The organism is Ruegeria meonggei (assembly GCF_042768335.1).
GTDB classification, from domain to species: Bacteria; Pseudomonadota; Alphaproteobacteria; order Rhodobacterales; family Rhodobacteraceae; genus Ruegeria; species Ruegeria meonggei.
The window spans coordinates 70,286-94,987 of record NZ_JAXHBT010000002.1; the positions used below are offsets into that span (position 1 = coordinate 70,286).

The 24,702-nt window shown below is 56.2% G+C and carries 23 protein-coding genes; 13 read left to right on the top strand and 10 right to left on the bottom strand.

Features of this window, described 5'->3' with window-relative positions:
• Nucleotides 1-179 precede the first annotated feature (179 nt).
• The gene (locus SJY13_RS20460) at nt 180-1,262 is read left to right on the top strand and encodes a Fic family protein (protein ID WP_377193842.1); all 1,083 of its coding nucleotides are present in this window, start codon (nt 180-182) and stop codon (nt 1,260-1,262) included.
• Here the strand turns inward: SJY13_RS20460 and SJY13_RS20465 are convergent.
• The 4 genes from SJY13_RS20465 to SJY13_RS20480 form a co-directional block, all read right to left on the bottom strand.
• Nucleotides 1,259-1,939 (bottom strand): nucleoside triphosphate hydrolase, encoded by a 681-nt coding sequence (locus SJY13_RS20465; RefSeq protein WP_377193844.1) that lies wholly within the window; start codon nt 1,937-1,939, stop codon nt 1,259-1,261. The genes SJY13_RS20460 and SJY13_RS20465 overlap by 4 nt on opposite strands.
• Nucleotides 1,936-2,718: an ATP-binding cassette domain-containing protein gene (locus SJY13_RS20470; RefSeq protein WP_377193846.1), complete on the bottom strand. Its 783-nt coding sequence runs from the start codon at nt 2,716-2,718 to the stop codon at nt 1,936-1,938. The genes SJY13_RS20465 and SJY13_RS20470 overlap by 4 nt, the downstream gene beginning before the upstream one ends.
• Nucleotides 2,718-3,788, bottom strand: coding sequence for an ABC transporter permease (locus tag SJY13_RS20475; RefSeq protein ID WP_085822082.1), 1,071 nt, complete (start codon nt 3,786-3,788; stop codon nt 2,718-2,720). Before SJY13_RS20475 ends, SJY13_RS20470 begins: the two co-directional genes overlap by 1 nt.
• 118 nt (nt 3,789-3,906) lie before the next feature.
• Nucleotides 3,907-4,926, bottom strand: coding sequence for a sugar ABC transporter substrate-binding protein (locus tag SJY13_RS20480; RefSeq protein ID WP_377193848.1), 1,020 nt, complete (start codon nt 4,924-4,926; stop codon nt 3,907-3,909).
• Nucleotides 4,927-5,112: 186 nt separating this feature from the next.
• Between SJY13_RS20480 and SJY13_RS20485 the strand changes: the two genes are divergently transcribed.
• The gene (locus SJY13_RS20485; RefSeq protein WP_377194620.1) at nt 5,113-6,312 is read left to right on the top strand and encodes an ROK family transcriptional regulator; all 1,200 of its coding nucleotides are present in this window, start codon (nt 5,113-5,115) and stop codon (nt 6,310-6,312) included.
• Nucleotides 6,313-6,448: 136 nt separating this feature from the next.
• Nucleotides 6,449-6,682, top strand: a complete 234-nt coding sequence (locus tag SJY13_RS20490) for a DUF1289 domain-containing protein (protein ID WP_377193850.1) — start codon at nt 6,449-6,451, stop codon at nt 6,680-6,682.
• 21 nt (nt 6,683-6,703) lie between these two features.
• On the opposite strand, the gene SJY13_RS20495 is transcribed toward SJY13_RS20490, so the two are convergent.
• From SJY13_RS20495 to SJY13_RS20505, 3 genes are all read right to left on the bottom strand, one after another.
• Nucleotides 6,704-7,174: a Dps family protein gene (locus tag SJY13_RS20495; RefSeq protein ID WP_377193852.1), complete on the bottom strand. Its 471-nt coding sequence runs from the start codon at nt 7,172-7,174 to the stop codon at nt 6,704-6,706.
• A gap of 108 nt (nt 7,175-7,282) precedes the next feature.
• The gene (locus tag SJY13_RS20500) at nt 7,283-7,714 is read right to left on the bottom strand and encodes a hypothetical protein (RefSeq protein WP_377193854.1); all 432 of its coding nucleotides are present in this window, start codon (nt 7,712-7,714) and stop codon (nt 7,283-7,285) included.
• Between the two features lie 211 nt (nt 7,715-7,925).
• Nucleotides 7,926-9,521 (bottom strand): GMC family oxidoreductase, encoded by a 1,596-nt coding sequence (locus SJY13_RS20505; protein ID WP_377193856.1) that lies wholly within the window; start codon nt 9,519-9,521, stop codon nt 7,926-7,928.
• 109 nt (nt 9,522-9,630) lie between these two features.
• On the opposite strand from SJY13_RS20505, the gene SJY13_RS20510 reads away from it, so the two are divergent.
• The 4 genes from SJY13_RS20510 (at nt 9,631) to SJY13_RS20525 (ending at nt 13,752) form a co-directional block, all read left to right on the top strand.
• Nucleotides 9,631-10,869 carry a TRAP transporter substrate-binding protein gene (locus SJY13_RS20510; protein ID WP_085822089.1) on the top strand — a complete coding sequence of 413 codons (1,239 nt, stop codon included), beginning with the start codon at nt 9,631-9,633 and terminating at the stop codon, nt 10,867-10,869.
• 68 nt (nt 10,870-10,937) lie between these two features.
• Nucleotides 10,938-11,603, top strand: a complete 666-nt coding sequence (locus tag SJY13_RS20515; protein WP_377193858.1) for a TRAP transporter small permease — start codon at nt 10,938-10,940, stop codon at nt 11,601-11,603.
• Nucleotides 11,603-12,961, top strand: a complete 1,359-nt coding sequence (locus SJY13_RS20520; RefSeq protein ID WP_377193860.1) for a TRAP transporter large permease — start codon at nt 11,603-11,605, stop codon at nt 12,959-12,961. The genes SJY13_RS20515 and SJY13_RS20520 overlap by 1 nt, the downstream gene beginning before the upstream one ends.
• An 11-nt stretch (nt 12,962-12,972) precedes the next feature.
• The gene (locus SJY13_RS20525) at nt 12,973-13,752 is read left to right on the top strand and encodes an IclR family transcriptional regulator (RefSeq protein WP_377193862.1); all 780 of its coding nucleotides are present in this window, start codon (nt 12,973-12,975) and stop codon (nt 13,750-13,752) included.
• Between the two features lie 207 nt (nt 13,753-13,959).
• On the opposite strand, the gene SJY13_RS20530 is transcribed toward SJY13_RS20525, so the two are convergent.
• Entirely contained in the window at nt 13,960-14,130 is a 171-nt protein-coding gene (locus tag SJY13_RS20530) for a hypothetical protein (protein ID WP_377193864.1), read from the bottom strand.
• A 185-nt stretch (nt 14,131-14,315) separates the two neighbouring features.
• The gene (locus SJY13_RS20535) at nt 14,316-14,984 is read right to left on the bottom strand and encodes a cupin domain-containing protein (RefSeq protein ID WP_377193866.1); all 669 of its coding nucleotides are present in this window, start codon (nt 14,982-14,984) and stop codon (nt 14,316-14,318) included.
• 350 nt (nt 14,985-15,334) lie between these two features.
• Here SJY13_RS20535 and SJY13_RS20540 point away from each other — a divergent pair, with 350 nt between their 5' ends.
• A complete protein-coding gene (locus SJY13_RS20540; RefSeq protein ID WP_143534850.1) occupies nt 15,335-16,459 on the top strand; it encodes an efflux RND transporter periplasmic adaptor subunit in 1,125 nt (374 codons plus the stop codon).
• Nucleotides 16,460-16,515: 56 nt separating this feature from the next.
• On the top strand, nt 16,516-19,620 hold the full coding sequence (locus SJY13_RS20545; RefSeq protein WP_377193868.1) for an efflux RND transporter permease subunit: 3,105 nt from the start codon (nt 16,516-16,518) through the stop codon (nt 19,618-19,620).
• A gap of 104 nt (nt 19,621-19,724) precedes the next feature.
• On the opposite strand, the gene SJY13_RS20550 is transcribed toward SJY13_RS20545, so the two are convergent.
• Nucleotides 19,725-20,357: a glutathione S-transferase gene (locus SJY13_RS20550; RefSeq protein ID WP_377193870.1), complete on the bottom strand. Its 633-nt coding sequence runs from the start codon at nt 20,355-20,357 to the stop codon at nt 19,725-19,727.
• Nucleotides 20,358-20,525: 168 nt separating this feature from the next.
• Between SJY13_RS20550 and SJY13_RS20555 the strand changes: the two genes are divergently transcribed.
• The 4 genes from SJY13_RS20555 (at nt 20,526) to SJY13_RS20570 (ending at nt 24,702) form a co-directional block, all read left to right on the top strand.
• Nucleotides 20,526-21,140 carry a helix-turn-helix domain-containing protein gene (locus SJY13_RS20555; RefSeq protein ID WP_085822096.1) on the top strand — a complete coding sequence of 205 codons (615 nt, stop codon included), beginning with the start codon at nt 20,526-20,528 and terminating at the stop codon, nt 21,138-21,140.
• 129 nt (nt 21,141-21,269) lie between these two features.
• The gene (locus SJY13_RS20560; RefSeq protein ID WP_377193872.1) at nt 21,270-22,853 is read left to right on the top strand and encodes an ABC transporter substrate-binding protein; all 1,584 of its coding nucleotides are present in this window, start codon (nt 21,270-21,272) and stop codon (nt 22,851-22,853) included.
• Between the two features lie 59 nt (nt 22,854-22,912).
• Nucleotides 22,913-23,854, top strand: a complete 942-nt coding sequence (locus SJY13_RS20565; RefSeq protein ID WP_377193874.1) for an ABC transporter permease — start codon at nt 22,913-22,915, stop codon at nt 23,852-23,854.
• On the top strand, nt 23,851-24,702 hold the full coding sequence (locus SJY13_RS20570; protein WP_377193876.1) for an ABC transporter permease: 852 nt from the start codon (nt 23,851-23,853) through the stop codon (nt 24,700-24,702). Before SJY13_RS20565 ends, SJY13_RS20570 begins: the two co-directional genes overlap by 4 nt.

A 24,702-nucleotide genomic window follows, 5' to 3' on the forward strand; every position in this document is an offset into this window, starting at 1 on the left:
CTGCCACGCGGCTGTAAACGATGGCTGCCACGCATGCAAGATTGTGAAAGCGTGTAGGGTCTGCCCTGTAACCCTCTTGGGGGTGACCCGCGACATTGTGGGGCATGTGAGGAGTTTTTTGACGTTATTCAAACCAGAAATAGTTGATCTTTGAGTTGAATAACACCTATAATCACATCATGCCCCCCATCTGGAAATCGCAGCACTGGCCAAATTTCGGGTACTACCATGAAAGGGTAGAGCCATTTTTGGCGTCATCCTCGCAATTGATCGGCGAAATCACCGGTCTTGTCGATGGGCTGCCCGACAGCGACCGGGAGGAATTTCATCTCTCGCAAATCGCGCAGGAGGTCATGTCATCTTTTGGGATTGAGGGTGTTCCGCTGGACGCATCCGAAATTGAGGCCTCAATCGTCGCGTCTCTGAAGCACCGAAACCAGCATGCCATAACGCGCAGGTCCGATGCCGTTGCCGCATTGATGTCGGCGGCGCGCTCGACGCCGGGGCCGCTCACGGCAGACACATTGTTTGAATGGCACCGGTTGCTGTTCTTTGGCATTGAGGTTGAGGATGTTGGCCAATGGCGGCGCTTTGATCTTGAGATTGTCCGCTCGGCGGTGGCCGGATCAAATGACGTTCTGTACAAGGCTCCACCACCCGATCGGCTTGGGCAGGACATGAGCGTGTTTCTGAAATGGTTAGCGCAAGATCAGGGCGTATCGCCACCCATAAAGGCCGCCTTGGCACATCTGTGGTTTGAATCGATCCATCCCTTCTCGGATGGAAATGGGCGGATCGGCCGGGCCCTTATCGAATTTGTCTTTGCCCAAAGCGGGGCGCTGTCCTTTTCGCTATCTCGCCAGATCGAGCGTGACAAGAAAGCCTATTATCATGCGCTTCAGGCCGGGCGACAACAGGGTAGGGGCGTGATTGACGCAACTGAATTTGTGATCTGGTTTTTGCAGACTTTGGGAAATGCAGCTCGGTTCGCGCGGGAAGAAGCGCAGTTTATCTTACGACGCAATCGGTTCTTCTTGCGATTTGCCACGCAGCTCAACACGCGCCAAGAGCAAGTGCTGCGCCGATTGTTCAAACAGGGCCCGTCTCGGGTTGAGCTTGGCATCAGTGCCAAGATCTACCGCAAGATCAGTGGCACCTCTGCTGCTACCGCGACCCGAGACCTGCTGGCCTTGGAAGCCGTAGGCGCGTTGAAGCGATCTGAGGCGGGTGGGCGGTCAACGATGTATTGGATTAGTTACTAGCGGTCTGCAAAGGGTATAGATGTGCCAAGTTCAGCGCCGTTCTGGTTCAATACAAGATCGGCCTGCTGACTGTTCCTGAGAACCAGCTGGGCATTTGGAATATCGTTCCGCATCGCGCGGCGCAGCGCTGAGTCCGGATCAAAGCCGTGCCTGATCCAGCGCTCTTGCAGTCGCGCTTGGAGGGTCTCCAACGTTGGGCTGACAAAAATTGTTGTCGAAAACAGATTGTTCAGAGACGCCCAGGGCTCTTTGTCCAACAGAAGATAGTTACCCTCAACAACAATGACCGGAGTTTCGGGGTGAACGGCAATTTCATTTGCAATCGCCAGATCCATCTGGCGGTCGAATTTGGGGAAAAAGCACTCATGTTTGGCGGATGCCAGAGTTTTGATGGCAGCGCAGAATCCGACCGCATCGAAGGTCTCGGGCGCGCCTTTTCTGGCTAGAAGACCGCGCGTTTCAAGAACGTGGTTGTCCAGATGATAGCCATCCATCGGCACAAGCGTGGCGGGCGGAACAGCCGACGTCTGCTGCTGGTTAAAAGCGTTGACTACTGCGTCTGCCAGGGTCGATTTGCCCGAAGCAGGCGGCCCGGAAATCCCCACAAGTGTTCGCGCACCGGGTTGCATCCGGGACTGGATCAGGTCGCAAACACGTTGTGTGTCACGCGTGATCACGCGGCGTCCTCTGTCGGCGGCTCCTTGGCGCCGGTCATGAACGCAACCGCATCGGACATGGTGTAATCCTTGGGGTCAATGGTGCAGAGCCGTTTGCCGAGGCGATGCACATGGATGCGATCGGCAACTTCAAATACATGGGGCATGTTGTGGCTGATCAAAATGATCGGAATGCCCCGCGCCCGCACATCTTGTATCAGTTCCAGAACCTTGCGGCTTTCTTTAACGCCCAAGGCTGCTGTTGGCTCATCCATGATGATGAACTTTGTTGCAAATGCTGCTGCGCGCGCAACGGCGACGCCTTGACGCTGACCCCCGGACAGCGTTTCCACTGTCTGGTTGATCGACTGAACTGTCATTAGACCAAGCTCTGTCAGTTTCTCACGGGCAAACCTCTCCATCGCGGGCCGGTCAAGCTGTCGCAAGTATTTGCCCATGAACCCCTGTTTGCGGATTTCGCGCCCCATGAACATGTTGTCCGCAATCGACAAGGCAGGCGACATGGCGAGCTGCTGATAGACAATCTCGATACCCATATTGCGCGCGTCGATGGGTGAAGAGAAGTTGACCTTCTTCCCCTCGATCAGGATTTCGCCTTCATCCGGAATGGTCGCGCCGCAAATCGCCTTGACGATTGAGGACTTGCCAGCACCGTTATCCCCGATGACCGCCAGAATTTCTCCCTGGCGCAGTTCAAAGTCGGAATAGTCGATGGCGGTCACATGGCCATAGCGTTTAACGATGCCGCGGCCCTGGACGACTGGTGTTGCCTCTGACATTAGCCCGATACCTTTCTGATCCACTGGTCAACAGCGACCGCTGCGATGATGAGAAGCCCAATCAGCAAGAAGGTCCACTGTGCATCAGCACCCAATAGCCTGAGGCCGAGCGTGAACACTCCAACAATAAGCGCTCCGAACAAAGACCCAAGGATCGATCCGCGTCCGCCAAACAGCGAGATCCCCCCGATCACAACCGCCGTGATGCTTTCAATGTTGGCCAATTGGCCGGACGTTGGCGAGACAGAGCCAATACGCCCGATCAGGGCCCATCCAGCAAAAGCGCAGATCAGGCCTGACAGCATGTAAACCGACATCAGGGTTCTGTGGACATTCACTCCGGACAATTCCGCGGCTTCGGGATCGTCGCCCACGGCATAGACATGTCGCCCCCAAGCCGTGTGTTTCAATGAATAGGCAAGAACCGCGATCAGGATCAGCATGAACATGACCCCAACGGTAAATGTGGCCCCTCCGACGCTGAATTTGGTTCCGAAGAACTGAAGGAAAGAGGCATTCGCCTCGATATCCTGACTGCGGATCGTTTCGTTGGCTGAGTACAGAAAGTTTGTGGCAAGGATGATCTGCCACATCCCAAGGGTGACAATAAAAGGTGGCAGCTTTACCCGGCTGACAAGCCAGCCATTGATGGCCCCGATGCCGGTTCCAACAGCCAGCCCGCACAGCACAGCAACCGGAACCGGAATGCCATAGCGGAAGGTAAATTGCCCCATGATCACCGACGAAAAGACCATGATCGCACCAACACTCAGGTCAATGCCGGCGGTCAGGATGACCAGACTCTGCGCCGCAGCCACGATGCCGACGATCTGAACCTGTTGCAGGATCAAGGTCATCGCGAATGGTGAGAAGAACTTGGACCCCAGAAGCAGGCCAAAAATCACAATCGCACCGACCAGAACGATCAGGGGCACCAAGGATGGATTGACGTGAAGCAGGTGCTGCAGCTTGCCCAACACGCCGCCCCGGGTGTCCTCAAACTCTGCCACAGATTCAACGTGGCCGGCCGCGGTGTCATATTCCCGAGCCTCTTGGTTTGCTTCAGACATATCTCCCCCTTTTCGTGGCAGGTTCCGCAGCCAACGTGGTCAGTTTACAGGAATTTTTAATTTTCTCACGAAGGGATTGGTGAGGCGCGCGAACGCGCCCCACTTGGGAGAAGGGGGATTAGCCCCAGCAGAGGTCCAGACCTTCGGCGACCGAGATCGATTCCACGCCTTCGGCAGGTTGATCGGTGATCAGCGCGACGCCGGTGTCGTAGAATTCCTTGCCCGGGGTGTTTTCAGGTTTCACACCTTCATCGGCCCATTTTTTGACCGCTTCAACGCCCAGCGAGGCCATCAACAGCGGATACTGCTGGCTGGTGGCGCCAATAACCCCGGATTCCACATTCTGAACGCCTGGGCAGCCGCCATCCACTGATACGATCAACACATCGTTTTCACGCCCAATGGATTTGAGGGCCTCGTAGGCGCCTGCTGCGGCAGGTTCGTTGATTGTGTGCACGACGTTAATGGATGAATCCTTAGCCAGAAGGTTCTCCATCGCGCGGCGGCCACCTTCTTCGTTGCCATCAGTGACATCGCTGCCGACCAGACGCGGATCGTCTTCATCGCCGATCACATTGGGATCAGCCAGATCCACGCCAAACCCGTCAAGGAAACCCTGATTGCGCAGGACATCCACGGTAGGCTGGCTGACATTCAAATCAAGCGTGGCGATCTTGGCATCCGCTGCCGCGGCACCCATTTTGGCCTTGGCCCATTGACCGATCAGCAGGCCGGCCTTGTAGTTGTCCGTCGCAAAGGTCGCATCCGCCGAGTCGATGGGGCTGAGCGGGGTGTCCAGCGCAATAACCAGAACCCCAGCGTCACGCGCCTGCTGCACTGCCGGAACGATTGAGCTGGTATCAGATGCCGTCAAAAGGATGCCCTTGGCCCCGTCCAGAATGCAGGTCTCAATTGCCTGCACCTGCGTTTCATGGTCACCGTCTACCTTGCCAGCAAACGCTTTTAGCGTCATGCCCAGCTCTTCTGCCTTCGCGGTTGCGCCTTCTTTCATTTTTACAAAGAAAGGGTTGGTGTCGGTCTTTGTGATCAAGCAGACCGTTTCGCCCGCCGCATGTGCGGACCCGGCGGCCAAGGTGATCGCAGCAGCAGATGCGGCAAGTTTGAATAGATTCTTCATGTCATCCTCCCAGATTTTTGCATTCGTCTTGCTAGGATTCCAAGCGAGACCTACCTCCATCCTCCAATGCAGGCATTAGCCAAGAAGATGCGATTCCCCCTTAGTTGTCAATAAATAAATAAAGTTTATTTATTAATTTGACTGAGCGCCTTTCCATAAGGAAAAGAGGTGGTTATGTTGAGTTTTATGGAGAAGGAAGCGCTAAAAACGCTAACCGGAGGGGTCAGCCAAAGCGGTGTTCGCGATCACAACGAACGTCTGATTTTGACCGTTTTACAAAGACATGGACCCACGGCCGGTGCGGATGTGGCGCGTCTGACGGGGCTTTCTCCGCAGACGGTTTCGATCATCTTGAGGAAGCTGGAAAAAGATGAGATTCTCAAGCGCGGCACACCGCTGCGGGGGAAAGTCGGTAAACCTTCGATCCCGATGGAGCTGAACCCCGAGGGTATTCTTTCGGTCGGAATGAAGATTGGGCGCCGCAGTGCCGACCTGTTGTTGATCGATTTCACCGGCAAGCCGCGCCATCAGTTGACGACGACTTATGACTACCCGCTGCCTGAAGCGGTGTTTGGATTTCTGGAATCCGGATTGGAAACGCTTTTGTCGCGTGAACCGCACAAGCTGCGGGACCGTGTGTGTGGCATAGGCATCGGCACGCCATTTGAGCTTTGGAAATGGCACGACCTGACGGGCATTGCCGCGAAAAAGTTCAGTTCCTGGAGGAATGTGAATTTCTTCTCTGAAGTTGCCAAGTTCAGTGACCTTCCGGTGTTTGTTGTCAACGATGCGACAGCGGCCTGTCATGCCGAGCATCTTTACGGTCGTGGAGGTGAATACAGGGACTACTTCTACTTTTTCATCGGGTCGATGATCGGTGGCGGCGTCGCTTTGAACGGGACGGTGTTCGAAGGCAATCAGGGCAATGCAGGGGCTTTGGGGGCAATGCGCACCACTGGGCCGTTGGGTGAAAGCCAGCAACTGATCGATGTTGCGTCGCTGCACCTGTTGGAAGACAGGTTGAGGGAAGCGGGCGTCAATCCGGGAATTTTGTGGGAAAAGCCTCAGGATTGGAGCAGCATCGCACGGTACGTAGAGCCGTGGATTGGCACAACCGCACAAGAACTGGCAAAGGCGGCATTATCCATCTGCGCAGTCATCGATTTTGAGGCAATTTTCATTGACGGTGCGTTCCCGCCTGACGTGCGCGAAGAACTGGTTGCCCGGGTCCGTCGCTATCTGGATAATCAAGACAAGCGCGGATTGATCCCCCCGGTCGTTGAGGCTGCTGAGGTCGGAGAGAACGCGCGCGGCATTGGCGCAGCCAGCAGCCCGATTTTCCGCCAGTTTCTGTTGAATACCAATGCTGGTCTTTCAGGCATGTAGCCTGTGCGCGTCCTCTTGATCAATCCCGCGACACTGGGCCTGCATCGAATGTTCCGATATCGACAATCGTCGAAAACCGGGTCATCACATGACCCACTATTCATGCTAAATATTGCCGGTTCAGCGAGTCCCCGAAATGAGCAAGAAAGTCCCGTCGCCCTGCATAGACGTGTGTAAATTTCGCCGCGAGGGCCATTGCATTGGCTGTTCGATGACCAAGAGCCAGAAAAAACTGTTCAAGTCGATCAAAAAGCCGGATCAGCAGGAAGGTTTTGTGCAGATGCTAACCTGTCAGCAGGATGCGATGGGCCGGTATAAACACTGGGCACCGGCCTATCTGAAAAAGCTGAAAAGAAGAAGGCCAGAGTGAACATCAAACTGGCACCGCAATTCAGCGCAAATGAGAACGTAGGAACCAGGCAAACTTCTCGTGGGTCTGGCCCCGATTGATGCACAGATCTTCGGTCAGCGTGTCACCATATTCGGCGGCTACTTCGCCAGCACCAGCAAGCGTTGAGGCCAGCGTTTCCTGTGCCTCAAGCATCATCTTGATCATGTCCTTGTCGGATGCCGAGCCGTCGAATTCGCTGACTTTGGAGCGTTTCAGCATCCCTGCCAGTGTGCCATCGGCGTGGGCGTCTAGCGCTTTGATACGCTCGGCCAGATCGTCTTGCGCAACAAAGTGGTCCTCATAGATCTTCTGGAACAGCTCGTGCAGCGGACCAAAAGCCATGCCGGTTACATTCCAGTGAAAGTTCTGGGCCAGCATCGTGGTCACGGTGGTTTCGGCCACAGACTGATTCAAGGCGTCCGCGATTGCGGCGCGTGTGTCTTGTGTCAGGGCAATTGCAGTTTGGGTCATAATGGTCACCTTGGTTTTCCGGAGGATATAGCTGGCTGCACTAAAAATGGCTGGCTTACACATACTTAGACGGTCAGCGGAAAATTCCAAGAACTTTTTAGAATTATTCTAAAACGTACGAAATTGGTCGGAAATCGAACGGATCAGATAGGCCAGATTTCGTTGGGTCCAACGTGGCACACGGGACCGAATTAAAAACTGAAAACTGTCGTTATCGCCGCGATCCATTGCGTCCAACAGGCTGCCGAGCCAGGCTTCGTCAAAAGACAGCTCAGTGGTGCCGGGGCGAAAAAATACCGGGCTTTTGGACACCGCCTGATAAAACCCGCGCATCAAAATTTCGGCATGACGCATCTTTGCATCCGCTGGGTCGGCCAGCAATAAGGCGCAGGCTTGCTCAAGATCGATGCGCGCGCAAGACCGGCAGCGCAAGGACACCATACGCAGCTGGTTGATGATGCACATGGATCGTTCAGCGACCCGAGGGGCGGGCACTGGTGCAGCGTGCTCTGAGTTATTGAAGCTGACTGCCTGCATCATGACCTGGATCAATTTCCTTTCCCTAAGGTTGGAACTGGGCCAACCCTTAACCTGACAATAGTTGTAAGGTTAAGGGTCTGCAAGAAGCGTGAGTACAATTCTTGCTTCACCACAGGGTAAATATCCCGGTGCGCAATACGGACGCTGCCTAGCGTGATCAGTCAATACTGGGCCGCAAATCAAGAGCGTAACGCCCAATTCTGCTTTCCGTTCAAGCGCCGCTGGTCAGCAGATCACTTGCCTTTTCCCCAATCATGATGGCCGGTGCATTGGTGTTCCCGCTGACGATCTCAGGCATGATCGAGCAATCCGCAACCCGCAGGTTCTGGATGCCGTTCACCCGCAGGCTTGGATCGACAACAGAGTTTTCCGTCGTGCCCATCGCGCAGGTTCCGGTCGGGTGATAGATCGACACGGAATTGGACCTGGCCCAATCCAGTGTGCCTTCGTAGTCGTCGCTGGACAGGTCTGCGGTCGGACGAAACTCTTCGGATATCTTTGAGGCCAGCGGGTTATGCCGTGCGATGTTGCGGGCGATATTCACCCCGTCGACGATGGTTCTGCAGTCGGTTTCCGTCGAAAGGTAATTCGGAAGGATTTTAACATATTGCGATGGATCTGGGCCGTTCAGGCGCAGCTCTCCCCGGCTTTCGGGGCGCAGCTGGCAGACGGACATGGTGAAGGCAGAAAACGGATGGACGCCTTCGCCGGGGCTATCGGCCGACCAGGGTTGGACGTGGAACTGGATATCGGGGGTTTCAACCTCGGGTCGGGTTTTCAGGAATCCGGTGGCAAGGCTTGCGGCCATTGTCATTGGTCCGGCGCGGAACAGCGCGTATTTCAACGCAATGCGCGCCTGATTGAACAGGCTGCGTACTTCGTCATTCAGGGTGGGTTCGTTGCATTTGAACACCAATCGCGCCTGCAAATGGTCCTGCAGCCCCTTGCCTACGTAGGGCAGCGCGTGAACAGGTTCGATGCCGTTTTCCTTCAGGTGATCGGGGTCGCCAATACCGGACAGCATCAATATCTGAGGAGAGTTAATTGCTCCGCCCGACAGAATGATTTCGCGACGCACTTTTAGCGTTTTCAACGCGCCGGAACGGTCACGGTAGATGAGGCCAGTGGCTTTTTTCCCCTCCATCTCAATCCGGGTCACCAGCGCGCGAGTGATGATGTTCAGGTTTTTCCGGTCTCGGACCGGTTTAAGATAGGCCACTGCGGCACTGCACCGACGGCCATTGCGTGTAGTCAATTGGAAATAGCCCACGCCTTCCTGATTGGCTCCGTTGTAATCGGGATTAAACGGGTAGCCCGCGGTTTGCGCGGCTGCCACCCATGCGTCGCAGATTGGGCGCTGTATGCGCATGTTCGAAACCGCAAGCGGACCGCCGACACCGTGGAATTCATCCTCGCCGCGTTCCTGATCTTCGCAACGCTTGAACAGGGGCAGCACGTCGTCCCATCCCCAGCCAACATTCCCCATCTGACGCCAGCGGTCATAGTCCTCTTTTTGGCCGCGCACATAGAGAAGGCCATTCAAGGAAGACGACCCGCCCAGCACCTTGCCGCGGGGCCAGTCAATTGCGCGTCCATTCAGCCCCTGATCAGGCTCGGTGCGGTAACACCAGTCCACCGAGGGATTGTGCATGGTCTTAAAGTACCCAACCGGAATGTGAATCCAGGGGTTGGTATCCGGACCCCCGGCTTCCAGCAAAGCAACCTTGGTTTTGGGATCGGCACTTAGTCGATTGGCGATGACACAGCCCGAAGAACCGGCCCCGACAACTGCATAATCCACCTCCATGACCGACTCCTTTCAAGTTTGTTGAAAAAAAACCTATGCAAATTGCCAGAAATATACTAGCTTTTTTTGATACAAAAAGTCTCAATAATTGCGAAACGGGAGGAAAGCAATGGAGATCGGTAAGAAACTAGGCGGTATTTCGAGGCGTGATTTTTTCCGCGTGGCAGGACGCTATGGCATGAGTTCCACTCTGCTTGCTGCTGGCGGATTCGGTGGGGCCATGAGCCTGGCAAACTTGGCGCAAGCTGCGGAATCAACATACGAAAAGCGGTTTTCGAAAGAGCCGAAGCACACGCTGAAATTCGGCGCATCCGGGTTCAATACACGTAACCTTTTGATCGAACGGGCAGGGGCCATCGAATTTGCCCGCGACCTGGAAGAACGCACGGATGGTGAGATTCGCATCGAATTCATCGGCGACAACCAGATCTGTGGTCAGCTGAGTTGTGTTGAAAAGACTCAGCAGGGAATCGTCGACATCTATGCGGCGTCGACCCAGAACTCTGCTGGTGGCGCACCCTATCTGAACGTGTTGGATTATGCCTATATGTTCCCCAGCCGCGCGGCGCAGTATCACTTCTTCTACAGCCCCGCGAGCCAGCGCATCCTGCGTGAGCCGCTGGAGAAACGGCACGGGCTGAAGTTCCTGTTCACCCATTGTGAATTGCGCGGGCTTCAGATGGGCTCGACCTTCTCGGACAAACCCACGGTTACCAAGCTGGAAGAGCTTTTTGGTACTAAAAACCGCGTAACGGGTACTCAGCTGGGTCGAATCGCGATGCAGCTGCTGAACCTGAACCCGGTTCCGGTTGCGTGGGAAGAAACGCTGGATGCGTTGAAAACAGGTCTGATTGATGGTGCTGAAACCTGGGCGTCGGCGGTGGCTTATGCAAACATGTCGCCGGTGGTGTCTCAGTCGGTTGACCTGAAGTTCTTCTGTGGCACCGAGCATACCTCGATGTCGGCCAGCGTCTTTGATGGGCTGGGCGGTGAGCTGCAGGACGCGGTTATGGAATCGTCTTACTTCACCCAAGCGCTTATTCAGGGGGCCAATGAGGCGGCTCTGCTGAACACGGTTGGCTTCTCGGATCCGCAATTGCCGAAAACAATCTTTGCCGAAAACGGCGTGCGTCCGGCATTCCTAGCCGAAGATCAGATCAAGCTGGCCGAAGAAATGTGCGCCCCGAACTACAACCCGGAACCCTGGGCTGAATGGCGCGAGCGTCTGAACAAGTGGGCCGGCGGCATCGACACCTATCAAGAGATCTACGACATCGCGCGTGAGATCCCGGCAGACACACTGCCCGAAAACGTCGAGCCCCGTCGCTGGTGGAAAGGCGAGGCCTGATCCAAGCACTGAAGGCCCGGCCCCACGTGGGCCGGTTCCACTAAACACCAATTGGAAGGACGGGGTTCATGTCATTTTGGGCAGATGTCGGCGCGATCTTCAGCGCCTTGTTGAGCCAGGATTCGTTCGAGATCCAAACCGCATTGCGATCCGATGCCGCCTGGATAGTTGGCGCGGTTGTCGCCGCATTGGGTGGGTTTCTTATCATGATCATCTATCGCAAAGTGCCGTTCATTGAACGCCATTTTGAGCGCTCAGTGATGGTGTATTCCTATCTTGCCATTGCGCTGATCATCTTTTGGGGCGTGATCGACCGTTTTGTATTTAACGATCAGGAACCCTGGTCCACCACCATTCCACCGCTGTTGTTCATGGTCATGGCCTGGTTCGGGGCGTCATACAACGTACGCCTGCGCACCCATCTGAGCTTTAGCGAGTTTCGCACCTCCATGCCCCGAGGCGGGCAATTGGCCTGTCTGATCCTGGACGCCGTGCTGTGGTTCATCTTTGCGGTGATCGTCATTGTGACGACATCCCGCCTGGTGGCGCTGTCTGCGTCAAACTTCCAGATCGTGCTTGGGACTGACAACATCATGCAGTGGTGGTTCCTGCTTACAGCACCTTTGTCGTTTTTCCTTATGGTCGGACGGGTGTTCCAAAACCTGGCAGATGATCTGAGAAACTGGAAAACAGGTCAGCCGCTGATTCAGCAGGCTGTGATAGGGGCAGACTGATGGCAGACGGAACCTGGGTTACACTAATCTCATTGGGCGTGACGTTTCTGTTCATGCTGGGCGTGCCGGTTTTCCTGGTGATTGGCTATTGGGTGATCGGATGCTCATTTGTTCTGGGCCTGACGCTGGACAATATGGGCGCCGAATTGCTGAACGTCTTCAACAAGGGCTTCGCGCTGCTGGCAATGCCGCTGTTCATTCTGACAGGGGACCTGATCAACAAATCGGGTATAGCCCGGCGCCTGAGCGATTTTGCCTATTCCTGTCTAGGCTGGATACGCGGCGGGCTGGCGATGGCATCGCTTGGGGCCTGTGGCTTGTTCGCGGCGATCTCGGGCTCGAATTCGGCCACCACGGCAACGATCGGGTCGATGTTGCATCCCGAGATGGTCAAGGGCGGATATGACGGACGCTTTAGCGCCGCCACAGCGGCTGCGGGCGGTACAGTGGGGATCATCATCCCACCGTCCATCATCTTCATCGTCTACGGGTTCCTGATGAACCTGCCGATTTCCGAGCTGTTTGTGGCTGGCATCCTGCCAGGCGCGTTAATGGTGATTGGGATGCAGTTTGCGTGCTGGATCATCTGCCGGATCAACGGCTGGGGATTTCTGATCCCGCTGCAACTGACCCGGGTTCTGAAGACGGCCTTTGGTGCGTGGCTGGGCTTTTTCGCCATCGGCCTGGTGCTATGGGGCATTTACACCGGTAAGTTCTCGCCGACCGAAGCGGCCGGGGTGACCGTTGGTTTTTGTGTCATCGCTGGGCTGGTCAGTTACCCGATCAACCGCATCATGGGCGCACGAAACGATATCCCCCCAACCGAGAAAAGCTATGCCGAAATGTTCGTAGTCGAGGGTTTCACCATTCCTGAAATCCCTTCGATTGTTATCCGCTCGGCCCAGATCACCGGTATTCTTGCACCGCTGATTGCAGTGTCGGTTGTGATGCAGCAAATCCTGTCGTTGTTGGGCGCACAGCAAACCATCGGAGATTTCGTGACCTCGATGGGTGGTTACTACGCGGTCTTGTTCACATCGATGGTGATAGTCTTCTTCTCGGGCATGGTGCTAGAGAGCCTTCCGGTGACGATTATTCTGGCACCGATCCTGGCGCCCATTGCAGCATCAGTTGGCGTCGATCCGATCCACTTTTCGGTTATCTTCCTGGTCGGGGCATCCATTGGGTTCATTACTCCTCCCTATGGTTTGAACCTCTATGTCGCGTCTGGCGTGACGGGCGTGCCTTATTTCCGGCTGCTGCGGTACACGGTGCCTTATCTCGTCGCGCTGCTGTCGGTTTGGATACTGGTGTCACTGGTGCCCGATCTGGCCTTGATCCTGCTGCCAAATAACTAGAATGTAGCGGGATGGCCCATACGGATGCACCGGAAAAAGACACTCAGATACCGACAAACCTGCGTCTATTGCTGATCCTGGAAGAGGTCGCACGACGCGGAGTCGCGGTGAAGCCGTCAGACCTGATCTCTGCATTGGGTCTGGCAAAGCCAACAATCCACCGTTTGTTGCAAACGGCAGAGTCCGAGGGCTTTCTTCAGCGTGACCTGGACGGCCGGTCATTCGGTCCCGGCCCCCGGCTAAGACAGCTGTCTGTTAACACGGTATCGTCCGAGCACCTGCGGACCGCGCGTCTTGCCATTTTGCGCGGCGTTGCGGATGAAATTGGCGAGACTTGTAACCTTGCGGTCCCGGACCGCGAGGGGATGATCTATCTCGACAGGGTCGAGACCAAGTGGCCGTTGCGGATTCAATTGCCGGTTGGCACTCAGGTTCCGTTTCACTGCACCGCCAGTGGTAAAATGTACCTGTCCACGCTGCGAGAAAACACGCTGAACGGCTATTTGTCAGCGCGCAAACTGCAGCCCAAAACCAATCATACCGTAACCGAACCTGATGCGTTGCGCCGAGAGATAAAACGCATATCCCGAAAGGGTCATTCAACGGATGATGAAGAGTTCATGTCGGGAATGATCGCCATTGCCGTTCCCGTTCTGGACGGCCAGGACAGGCTGGTGGCCACCTTGTCCGTCCACGCGCCGACCCAGCGTCATGATCTGAAAAGTCTGATGCAATTTATGGAAAACCTGCAGGATGGTGCATCAAAACTGTCGACTCTGCTGCTGACCTGAAGTCGTCAAAAACAACAGAGCCCCTGAATTCTCGTGCACCAGCTCCAAACGCGTTTTCGCTCTGCCCACGAATGCCTGCCAAATGTGCGTCGGCCCCTAATTGGTTTTCCAAGCTGAGTGGGCGCCGGGTTCACAGCGGGGCTTCAGGGCTTCTTCAGCTTCATCAAATGTGTTGACATATTCTTTGGCGTGGAACTTTTGATCTTTTCAAATAGCCTCATCCGATAATGTTTTGCCATCGTTCAGCGCGTGTCTGTAAAACGCATTTATGGCCTGCAGACACTCGGCTCCGGTGTTGTTTTTTGCTTCAACCATGTTGCACTCATCCACCAGTGCCGCGTGATACCGATCCTTCAGAACGGCGGTCAGTTCGGCCACGGCGGGGGCTGCTGAACCGGGATCAGAAAGATCGACCCGATGAAAATTCCAATCGTTTCCGATGGCCGGGTTCGACCCAGCCCAGCAGCAGTCATCCCACCGGTTTGAAGACGCGACAGCAGGGACTGGCCAAGGCCAGCCCCCGCACCTGCGATAAGCGCCAGAGGTCTATGGGAGGTCGTGGGTCAAACTTCCGGTGGCTGTGCAAAAGGTAGATGGCCTGACTTCATCCACAGCTTGGCGCCGTCAGGGCCGGCAGTTGCAGACAGCGTCTCACCCTCGGGTAGGCGCAGCCAATCGTTTTTGGACAGAAGATCGCCACCAGATGTCAGCGACCCACCGATGATCAAAACCTCGATCCCGCCTGCGGCACCTGACGCCATCTGAGCACCCGGATCAAGATGGCTGTAGGTGACTGTTTCACGCGCGTCCTTGTGAAGCGTTGCTGTGGCCACGCCGTTGACCGGGGTGGCCAGTTCGTCCGCCATGGTTTTGCGGAACTGGTTGCGGTCGTCCATGTCGAACTGCCAGAGCTTAACAAAGATGGTGCAGCCGGGCTTAGACCCTGGGGTATGCTGGGATGTCGGCGGGTTGCGCACGTAGGTTCCAGCAGGAAAATCGCCATGTTCGTCCTGAAACACGCTGTCAAGCACGATGAATTCCTCGCCCCCGGTATGGGTATGGGCGGAAAGCTTGCTGCCGGGCGCATAGCGGACGATGGTGGTGGCGCGGGCAACCTCGCCTCCGATCCGGTCCAGCATGCGCCGGTCCACGCCTTTCATCGGTGAAGCCTGCCATTCAAGCTGATCAGAGTGGACGACGACGCGGGAAGAAAAGTCTGCGTTGATTTCCATGGGAAAATGTCCTTTTGGGGATTCCAACATTCGCAAAATCGGCAAAGGTGTAACCTAGCCCGCCAACGTGCAGACTTTCAACTTGGGCGAAAAGGGACATCTCGGTAATGTGCTCGGTGCGATCATTTGCGCGCCGGCCAAAGCTTGCCTTCCGCAACTGCGAGTTTGTTGTCCAGCACGCAGCCGGACGTGAAAAATAGCCGTGTCCGGATAGAATTCGCTATTGCAATTTGAGACTTAAAATCTCAGGGATAGTCAGCGCTACCATTTTGCGCAAAGGGTCGAAGGTTGACCTTTCCGCGGGCGTCAAGAACTGCTGGCAAACAGCCCGCACCAGACGGAGAAGCCAAATGATCAGATACCGACGTTTCTTGCTGATGTCACTGACAGCGCTGTTGTCCGGTATGACGTCCATTGCGGTTGCACAATCCGGCAATCCGGTCCCTGTCACCGTTGTGATGCTAAAAGCAGAAGACGTGACGCTTTTTTCCGAACTTCCCGGTCGAGTGGCCGCGTTGGGTGTTGCAGAAGTCAGACCGCAGGTTTCCGGAATTGTCGTTGAACGCCTGTTCCAGGAGGGCGGCACGGTTCAGCAAGGCGATGCAATGTATCGCATAGACGACGCGGTTTATGACGCTCAGGTTCAGCAGGCCAACGCAAATGTGGCGCAGGCTGAAGCCCGGCTGACGGCTGCTGAAAAAGAAGAAAAACGCGTGGCGGAACTGTTGTTGCGAAACGTGGCCAGTCAACAGGCAGTTGATGCCGCCGTGGCTGAAAGGGATTCGGCCCAGGCTGGTCTTTTGGTCGCAAAAGCGCAGCTGCAGACAGCTAAGATCGACTTGCAGCACACTGTCATACGCGCGCCTTTGTCGGGGCGGGTGGGTCGAGCGTTGGCCACACAGGGGGCGCTTGTGACCGCACAACAGGCAGAGCCTTTGGCCGTGATCCGGCAGATCGACAGGGTTTATGTGGACGTTGCAGTATCCACGCAGGATGTCTTGCGCTTTAACCGGGCAATTGCGACCCAGCCAGCGGCGCTGCAGTCGCTGGATCCCACGGTGACAGTGACGCTGGCAGATGGATCCACCTTTGGTCAGACCGGAACAGTCCTTGCGGCCGAGCCGCAGGTGGACCCGCAAACTGGTGTGTCTGTGTTGCGGATCGAGTTTCCGAACCCCGATCAGATTGTTCTGCCGGGCATGTATGTCACTGCCCATCTTCCGTTTGAGGTCCTGCAAGGGGCGATCCTTGCACCACAGCAAGGTATCGCACGCAACCGGCGTGGCCAGCCAACGGCGATGATCGTTGATGACAATGACACGGTGGCCGAGCGTATTCTGACCGTCAGAGGGACGGAAGGCGACAAATGGATTGTTACCGGCGGCCTGCAGGCGGGGGACAGGATAATCGTGTCGGGTCTGCAAAAGATTGGTGTCGGGGCAACGGTTGCTCCTACAGAAGAGCCCGACGCGTAACCCGCGTACCCAGTTTGGGGCGCCGGGTGTCCCGCAACCAGATGTGAAAGCTGTTCATGGCACGTTTCTTTATTGACCGACCTGTTTTTGCATGGGTCATCTCGATTTTGCTGATGGGGATTGGTGCGTTGGCGGTTCTGAGCTTGCCGGTGGCACAATACCCGCAAATCGCGCCGCCAACCGTTGACGTCAGCGCCTCGTATTCCGGCGCTTCGGCAGAGACGGTGAATAACACCGTGACGCAGGTGATCGAAGAACAGATGACGGGCCTGGACGGGCTGCGATACATAAATTCGGCGTCGACTTCGACTGGCGCGTCCTCGGTCACGCTGACATTTGAAACGGGTACCGATCCGGATATCGCGCAGGTGCAGGTGCAAAACAAACTGAGCCAGGCCACCCCGCTGCTACCTGAAACTGTGCAACGCCAAGGCGTTACGGTACAAAAGTCGTCGGGCGGTTTTCTTTTGGTTGCGGCGCTGGTGTCGACCGATAACCGTCTGAACGCGGTGGACCTGTCCGACTATCTTGTGTCGAACATGGTTGATGAATTCAGCCGTCTCAATGGGGTTGGCAATGTTCAGGTCTTCGGCGCGCAATATGCGATGCGTATTTGGCTGAACCCCGAACAGCTTGCCGCATTCGAGCTAACGCCGTCGGACATCGTTCAGGCGGTATCCGAAGAAAACGCACAGGTGTCGGCAGGGTCGTTTGGCTCTCTTCCCGCGATTGAGGGGCAAGCGCTGAATGCGACGATTACGGCGCAATCGCTTTTGTCCACGCCAGAGGATTTTGAACAGATCGTGGTCCGGGCTGAAACCGACGGTGGCCTTGTCCTGCTGCGGGATGTGGCGCGGGTTGAGATCGGGGCCGAGACCTATACGACCTCGGCCTGGTTTAATGGCAATCCAACAGCGGGGATGGCTATTCAACTGGCTTCGGGCGCCAACGCCTTGGAAACCGCTGAACGCGTGAAGCACAAGCTTGAGGAGGTGTCTGCCTTTTTCCCCGATGGTGTGGAATATGTAGTGCCCTATGACACCACACCATTTGTCGAGATTTCAATCGAAGAAGTGGTCCACACGCTGATCGAGGCAATCGTGTTGGTGTTCCTTGTCATGTTCCTGTTCCTGCAGAACCTGCGTGCGACAATCATTCCAACTCTTGCGGTGCCTGTGGTTTTGTTGGGGACATTTGGGATAATCGCGGCCTTTGGGTTCACGATCAACACGCTGACGATGCTGGCGATGGTTCTGGCAATCGGATTGCTTGTGGATGACGCCATTGTCGTTGTCGAAAACGTCGAACGCATCATGGAGGAAGAGGGCCTGTCCCCCTACGAGGCGACGCGGAAATCCATGGGCCAGATCACTGGCGCATTGGTCGGGATCGCACTTGTGTTGTCTGCCGTGTTTATTCCGATGGCATTTTTCGGGGGGTCCACCGGGGTCATTTACCAGCAATTCTCGATCACAATTGTGTCCGCGATGATGCTATCCGTTGTGGTCGCTCTGACCCTGACACCGGCGCTGTGCGCCACCCTTTTACGCAAACCCAATCACGACAAGCGCAATCGCGGCTTGTTTGGATGGTTCAACCGAGGGTTTGACAAGCTGACCGATCATTATTCCTCGCTGGTCGGGTTCTCGATACGACGCCCCCTGCGTATGGGTTTGATCTATCTGCTGATTGGCGCGGCAATGGTGTATCTGTTTGCCCGCACGCCGACCGGCTTTTTGCCCGAAGAGGATCAGGGCATCCTGTTCACTTTGGTGCAGGGTCCAACCGGGTCTACGGCCGGGTCTACCGAAGCCGTACTTGAACAAATCGAGCAGTACTATTTGGAAAATGAAGCTGAAAACGTCGCCTCGGTCTTTACGGTGCGCGGCTTCAGCTTTGCCGGTCAGGGGCAAAACATGGGCCTGGCCTTTGTAAGTCTGACAGATTGGGACGAACGCAACACGCCTGATCGCAGTGCTCAGGCAATCGCGGGGCGGGCGTTTGGGGCCTTTTCGCAAATTCAGGACGCGCTGGTTTTTCCGATTGTTCCTCCGGCAGTTATCGAACTTGGCAATGTCAGCGGGTTCGACTTCTACCTGCAGGCGCGCGACGGCCAAAGCCACCAAGAGTTGGTCCAGGCCCGGAACCAACTGATGGGCCTGGCATCACAAAGCGAGACGATCGCCTCAATCCGACCCAACGGGTTGGAGGATGCCGCCCAGTTCAACATCAACCTGGATTGGCGTGCCGCGGGTGCGATGGGCCTGTCAGCGCAGGATGTCGGAGAGCTTTTGTCGGTCGCCTGGGCCGGGCGGTATGTAAACGACTTCCTGGATCGGGGCCGGATCAAACGGGTCTACGTTCAGGGCGACGCGCCCTATCGCATGGTCCCCGAGGACATTGGCGCATGGCGGGTGCGGAACGACTCGGGTGGGCTTGTGCCATTCTCTAATTTTTCTACATCCAACTGGCAATTCGGCCCGCAGGGGCTTTACCGCTATAACGGTGTGTCCGCCATTCAGTTGCAAGGCAGCCCTGCAGGTGGCTTCACAACGGGTGAGGCGATGGCCGAGATCGAAGCGTTGGCGCAGCAACTGCCACCCGGGTATCAGATCGCTTGGACTGGCCTGTCGCTGGAAGAACGCGAGTCCGGAGACCAGGCCGGGATGCTTTACGCCCTGTCCCTTGCTGCGGTGTTTTTGTGCCTTGCGGCGCTGTATGAAAGCTGGACCATTCCTTTCGCGGTGATGCTGGCCATGCCGATCGGCATCACCGGGTCTTTGACCGGGGCCTGGCTGGGCGGGTTTGAAAACGGCGTCTATTTTCAGGTCGCGCTGCTGACCGTCATTGGCCTGACCGGCAAGAACGCTATCCTTATCGTAGAATTTGCGCGCGACAAGGTCGCAGCCGGAGAGCCATTGTTCCAGGGCGTCAGGGATGCCGCACATCAGCGGTTCAGGCCCATTCTGATGACCTCAATGGCCTTTTCCCTGGGTGTCCTGCCGCTGGTTCTGTCCTCAGGTGCGGGGGCCGGGGGCCGAACAGCCATGGGATCCGGCGTCATGGGCGGCGTGATCTCGGCCACAGTGCTGGGCGTCGTCTTTGTACCGGTGTTTTTCGTGGTGATTTACCGCCTGTTTAAGCGGGTGGCGTCTGACTGACAGCAAATGTCTGTGCGCAAAAGTTAAGTGAAGTCGGGGCTGTCTAGGCGCAATTTGGTCGGTTGCGCCCGGCGTAAAGGGCCCGGGCAGGTGTCGGAACTTTGTCACCCGAATAGAACCGGTGCGTCCCCTTCAATCCAAGGTGTGTATTTGGTCATGACCTGACTAAACTGCTCACTGTCCAGAAACCGATCCAGCCATGCAATAAGGTGAGGCCAGGGTTGCTGATCGAACCAGGCCCGGTCGATGAAAGCGAACTGTCGGATAAACGGCAAAAGCGCCAGATCGGCCACGGTCGGCCGGTCGCCATACAGCCACAGGCGAGCCTCAAGGCGTGCATTCAGGTCAATCAGAAAATCTGAGGCCTTCTGTCGTTCGGCCTTTGCATCCAGATCCGGGTAACGCGTGCTGTATTTCGTATGATCCAGCGCCTCTTTGAACGGGCCGTCAAAAGTAGCGATAAGTTCCCGGCCCTCGGTGGGCATGTCCAAAAGCTGCAGGGGGTCGTTTGTCTCCAGTGCCCAGATCATGATGTCCAGGCTTTCATCCAACACCCGATCATGCAACCGCAAACTCGGAACTGTACCTGTCGGCGATGTTTGCAGGAACGCTTTGGGTTTGTCACGCAAGCGAACCTCTCGCAGCTCAACGGTGATACCTGCGCTGGCAATAGCCAGACGCGCCCTCATCGCGTAGGGGCAGCGGCAGAAAGACCAGAAGATGGGGGGCTGATGCATGTTGTGACCAGGATTGTTTTTCCCGATTATGGGGCGCGGGGCGGTGTCTGCAACTCTGTTTTGGAATGGACATAATTGGTAAGTTTTAGCCTCACTAAGAAAAATTTTGATCTTGCGACTTTTTTTCTATTCAATGGCCAAGACCATAGGAACCGCAGGAGAGTCCATATGTTAGCTCCGACCGAGCGTGCCAAAGCCAAAACAAAGGGCAAGCCAACCGAGCTGGGGCAAGCCATCCGAAGGCGGCGCAAGGCCATGGGTCTGACGTTAGAGCAGGTGGCGAAGTCCTCTGATCTGACAACCGGGTTCCTTTCGCAGGTTGAGCGGGGGCTCAGCTCTCCTTCTCTGACATCTTTGATGGCGATCGCAGCGGCGTTGCAAACCAGCATCGAACAGCTTCTCAGCGTGCCCGAGGTGTATTCGGAATTCGTGCCCAAGGACCAGCGGCAGACCTATTCATTAGGCACGCGGGGGCGGTTCTATGAGAAGCTTGGTCCAGGATTCGCCGGCGCATTGTTCCATCCCCAGATCGTTCACCGCCCTGCAGGCCATGTGTCGGAAAAGATGTGCCACGATGGAGAAGCGTTCTGTTATCTGCTGTCCGGTCAGTTGGAGTATCATCTGGGGAAAGGGATTTTCATCATGTCCCCTGGTGACGTGATTCACCATGACACGTCCACGCGGCACTACTCGGTTGTGCTGGGGGAAAATGAGGCGGTCGAGCTCTGGGTCACCACCTCTCCGATCAAAGATACAGGGCCGTCCGGGTCTGCTGCAGAGTGATTGGGATAACGTGCAGATTGGATACAAGTAAAAAAGTTTAACCTTTCACTAAAAAAAACTTTAGCAAAACTAAGAATCGCGTATTCTCTCGATCAGGAATGACATAGATTTTTCCGGGAGGAGAGAAGAATGATGCTGAAGACGGTACTGGGAATGACCATCGCCGCCACGCTGTCGATACCGGCAATGGCGCAGGAGCGGGGCGGAACCCTGAATTTTGCGCGCTATGACGGTTCGCGGCTGATTGACCCAATCTATGCGGACCGCAATCCTGACATCTGGATGGTTGGCAGCCTGTTCGACACTCTGCTGCGCGGCAGCGCCGATGGAAACTCGGTCGAGCCTGGCCTGGCGGAAAGCCATGCGGTCTCCGAAGACGGCAAATCCGTAGCTCTGACCCTGCGCGAAGGCGTGCTGTTTGCCGATGGCTCACCGATGTCTGGCGCGGATGTCGTCTTTTCCCTTGATCGGGCGCGCAACCCTGACCTCAGCCCCTGGGCCGGTCTGCTGGGGTCGATAGACTCGGTTTCGGCGGATGGCAATACCGTGACCATTGCGTTGTCGGCACCTGACCCAACCTTGCTGTCGATGCTGGCAACGTTCAATACGGCCATCGTCTCAAAAGCCGCTTTTGACGCTGCCACTGGCGCAACGGATCAAGACAAATCCGCCGCGATCTTTGCAGCGAAATCGGCAGGCGTTGGGTCTGGGCCGTTCTATCTGTGCGGTTTTGAACAGGGCGCATCGATGGATTTCTGCGCCAACGAGAATTACTGGCGCATGGGTGCGGATGGTAAAGCGCTGCCCTATCTGGACGGCGTGCATTTTGAGATCGTGCCTGACGATGCGACCCGTATCCTGCGCCTTCAGGCCGGTGAGGTGGATGCCGCGGAATTCATCCCGTTCAGCCGTGTGGCGGAGCTGGAGGCTGATCCAAACATCAAAATGCAGCTCTACCCGTCCACCCGGATCATCTATTCGCCGATCAACACGCGTGAAGCGCGGGCAGATGGGTCACCTAATCCGCTTGCAGATGCACGGGTGAGGCAGGCGTTGAACTACGGCACGAACAAGGATGCTTTGATCGGTGTGGTTCTGCATGGGGCTGGACAACCGATGAGCTCGCCTCTGATGGCCAAGGCCACGCAATATGCGGCCGACATGGACCCGCTTTATGCCTATGACATGGACAAGGCCAAGGCGCTTATGTCCGAGGCCGGTGTGCAGCCGGGTACAGAGGTGACATTAACCACACTGGCGGGGTCGGCGGATGACGCCACGATTTTTGCAGCGCTTCAGCAGATGTGGGCCCCGTTGGGCATCAATCTGGTGGTCGAACAGGTCGATGGCGCAACACGCGGCGCCAAGAACCGTTCGGGTGAGTTCGATATTCACACCTATGGCTGGGTCAATGACGTGAACGATCCAAGCCAGGTTGTGGGATGGCTGGGCTATACCCCGACCGCCAAGGCCGTGGGCACAGGCTGGGAAAACCCCGAGTTCAACTCCCTGTTCGAAGAAGCCGCCAAAGAGATGGACCCAGAGGCCCGCAAGGCCAAGTTCGCCCGAATGCAGGAAGTTTATGCAGAAGCAGCACCGTTGCTGTTCATGTACGAAACACCCTTTGCCGTGGCCGTAGGCAATGCTGTCGATGGGTATGTCCAAACCCCCTTGGGCAACAACATCTTCGATGAAGCAACGGTCAGCCGTTAAGATCTGACCCTTCTTCCCGTCGCCTTTTTGGCGGCGGGATTCTTGTGCGGAGCGTGCGTGTGTCCAGCCTGACTTATATCTTCAAACGGCTTCTTCTGATGATCCCGACCTTCTTTCTGGTCATGGTGATCATTTTTCTTCTGGTGCGCATGTTGCCGGGTGACCCGGCGATTGCAATGGCCGGGGATCGGGCCTCGGATGCTGATATCCAGGCCATCCGCGAACGGTTGGGATTGACCCAACCGATGGTGGTGCAGTTCTGGCTGTTCCTCAGCAATACGGTTCAGGGTGACTTGGGCCGGTCCATTCTGATGCGATCGGATGTCACCACTGTGATTGTCGACCGTCTGCCGATTACGGTGTTTCTGACGGTCTATTCTGTTGTGCTGTCTCTGTTGATTGCCGGGCCTCTGGCCTTTGTCGCGGCGCTCAATCGTGGGCGCTGGCCGGATGCGGTGATCCGCACTGTGTTTCAGGTCGGTCTGTCGATGCCCGTATTCTATATCGGTCTGGTTCTGCTGACCTTTTTGGCCGCGCAGCTGCGATTGTTCCCGGTGGGCGGGTACGGCGATACGTTCGGGGAACGGCTATATCATTTGTTCCTGCCTTCGGTCACCGTTGCATTGTATACCTCTGCCATCATCATGCGGAACCTGCGCAGCGCGATTATCGAGGTTCTGGATGCCGAATACGTCCAGTTTGCCCGTGCCAAAGGGCTGCCCGCGCGGCTGATCCTGGGACGGCACGTGTTGCGCAATGCGTTGATCTCAACCGTGACGCTACTGGGCCTGTCCATCGGCAACCTGATGAGTGGTACTCTGGTCACCGAGACGGTGTTTGCGGTTCCAGGCATGGGGCGGCTGATGCTCGAGGCCATCTTTGCCCGGGACTATCCGCTGATACAGGGCCTGACCCTGACTTTTGCCCTGTTGGTAACGCTGGTTTTCCTGATGACGGACCTGTTCCAGAGCCGCCTTGATCCAAGGATGCGACTGCAATGAGTGATGCGACTTTTACCCCCACGCAACCGACATTCATGCAACGGGCGCTGCGCAAACCGGGGTTTGTGGCCGGATTGCTGATTATCGGATTTTCAATCATGCTGGCCGTTTTTCCCGATGTGTTTGCCCCCTATGATCCCAACGCAATCGATTATCTGGCGCTTAGGCAGCCACCCTCGTGGGCGCATCCCTTCGGCACCGATCTGCTGGGACGGGATAGCCTGTCACGAGTAATCTGGGCCTATCAGGTCAACATGCAGATGGCGGTGTTTGGCACGGTCTTTGCTCTGGTGACCGGTGTTATCGTCGGGGCACTGGTGGGGTATTACCGGGGCATTGCCGATCTGATATTTGGCCGGATTGTTGATGCGGTCATCACCTTCCCGTTTTTGGTTCTGGTTATAGCGGTTGTCGCCGTGTTGGGGCCGGGTCTGGTCAATATGTATATCGCGATTTCGGTGGTCTACTGGGTATATTACGCGCGTTTGATGCGAGGCGAGGTGATTGCCCAGATGGGCAACGATTACGCCGCGGCCGGAATAGTCATGGGTTACTCGGATCGACGCATCATATTCCGCCACCTGCTGCCCAACGCGATTACGCCTGTCATCGTTTACTGGATGACCGATATGGCGCTGGTGATCCTGTTGGGCTCGTCCCTGGGGTATCTGGGTCTGGGCGCGCAACCGCCACAGTCCGAGTGGGGCGTGCTGATTGCCGAAGGCCGCAACTTTATCTCAACTGCCTGGTGGCTAAGCCTGATGCCGGGCATTGCCATTGTTGTGACCGGGCTGGGCTTTTCACTGTTGGGTGACGGTTTGGCCGATCTCCTGAGACCACGGGGGTAG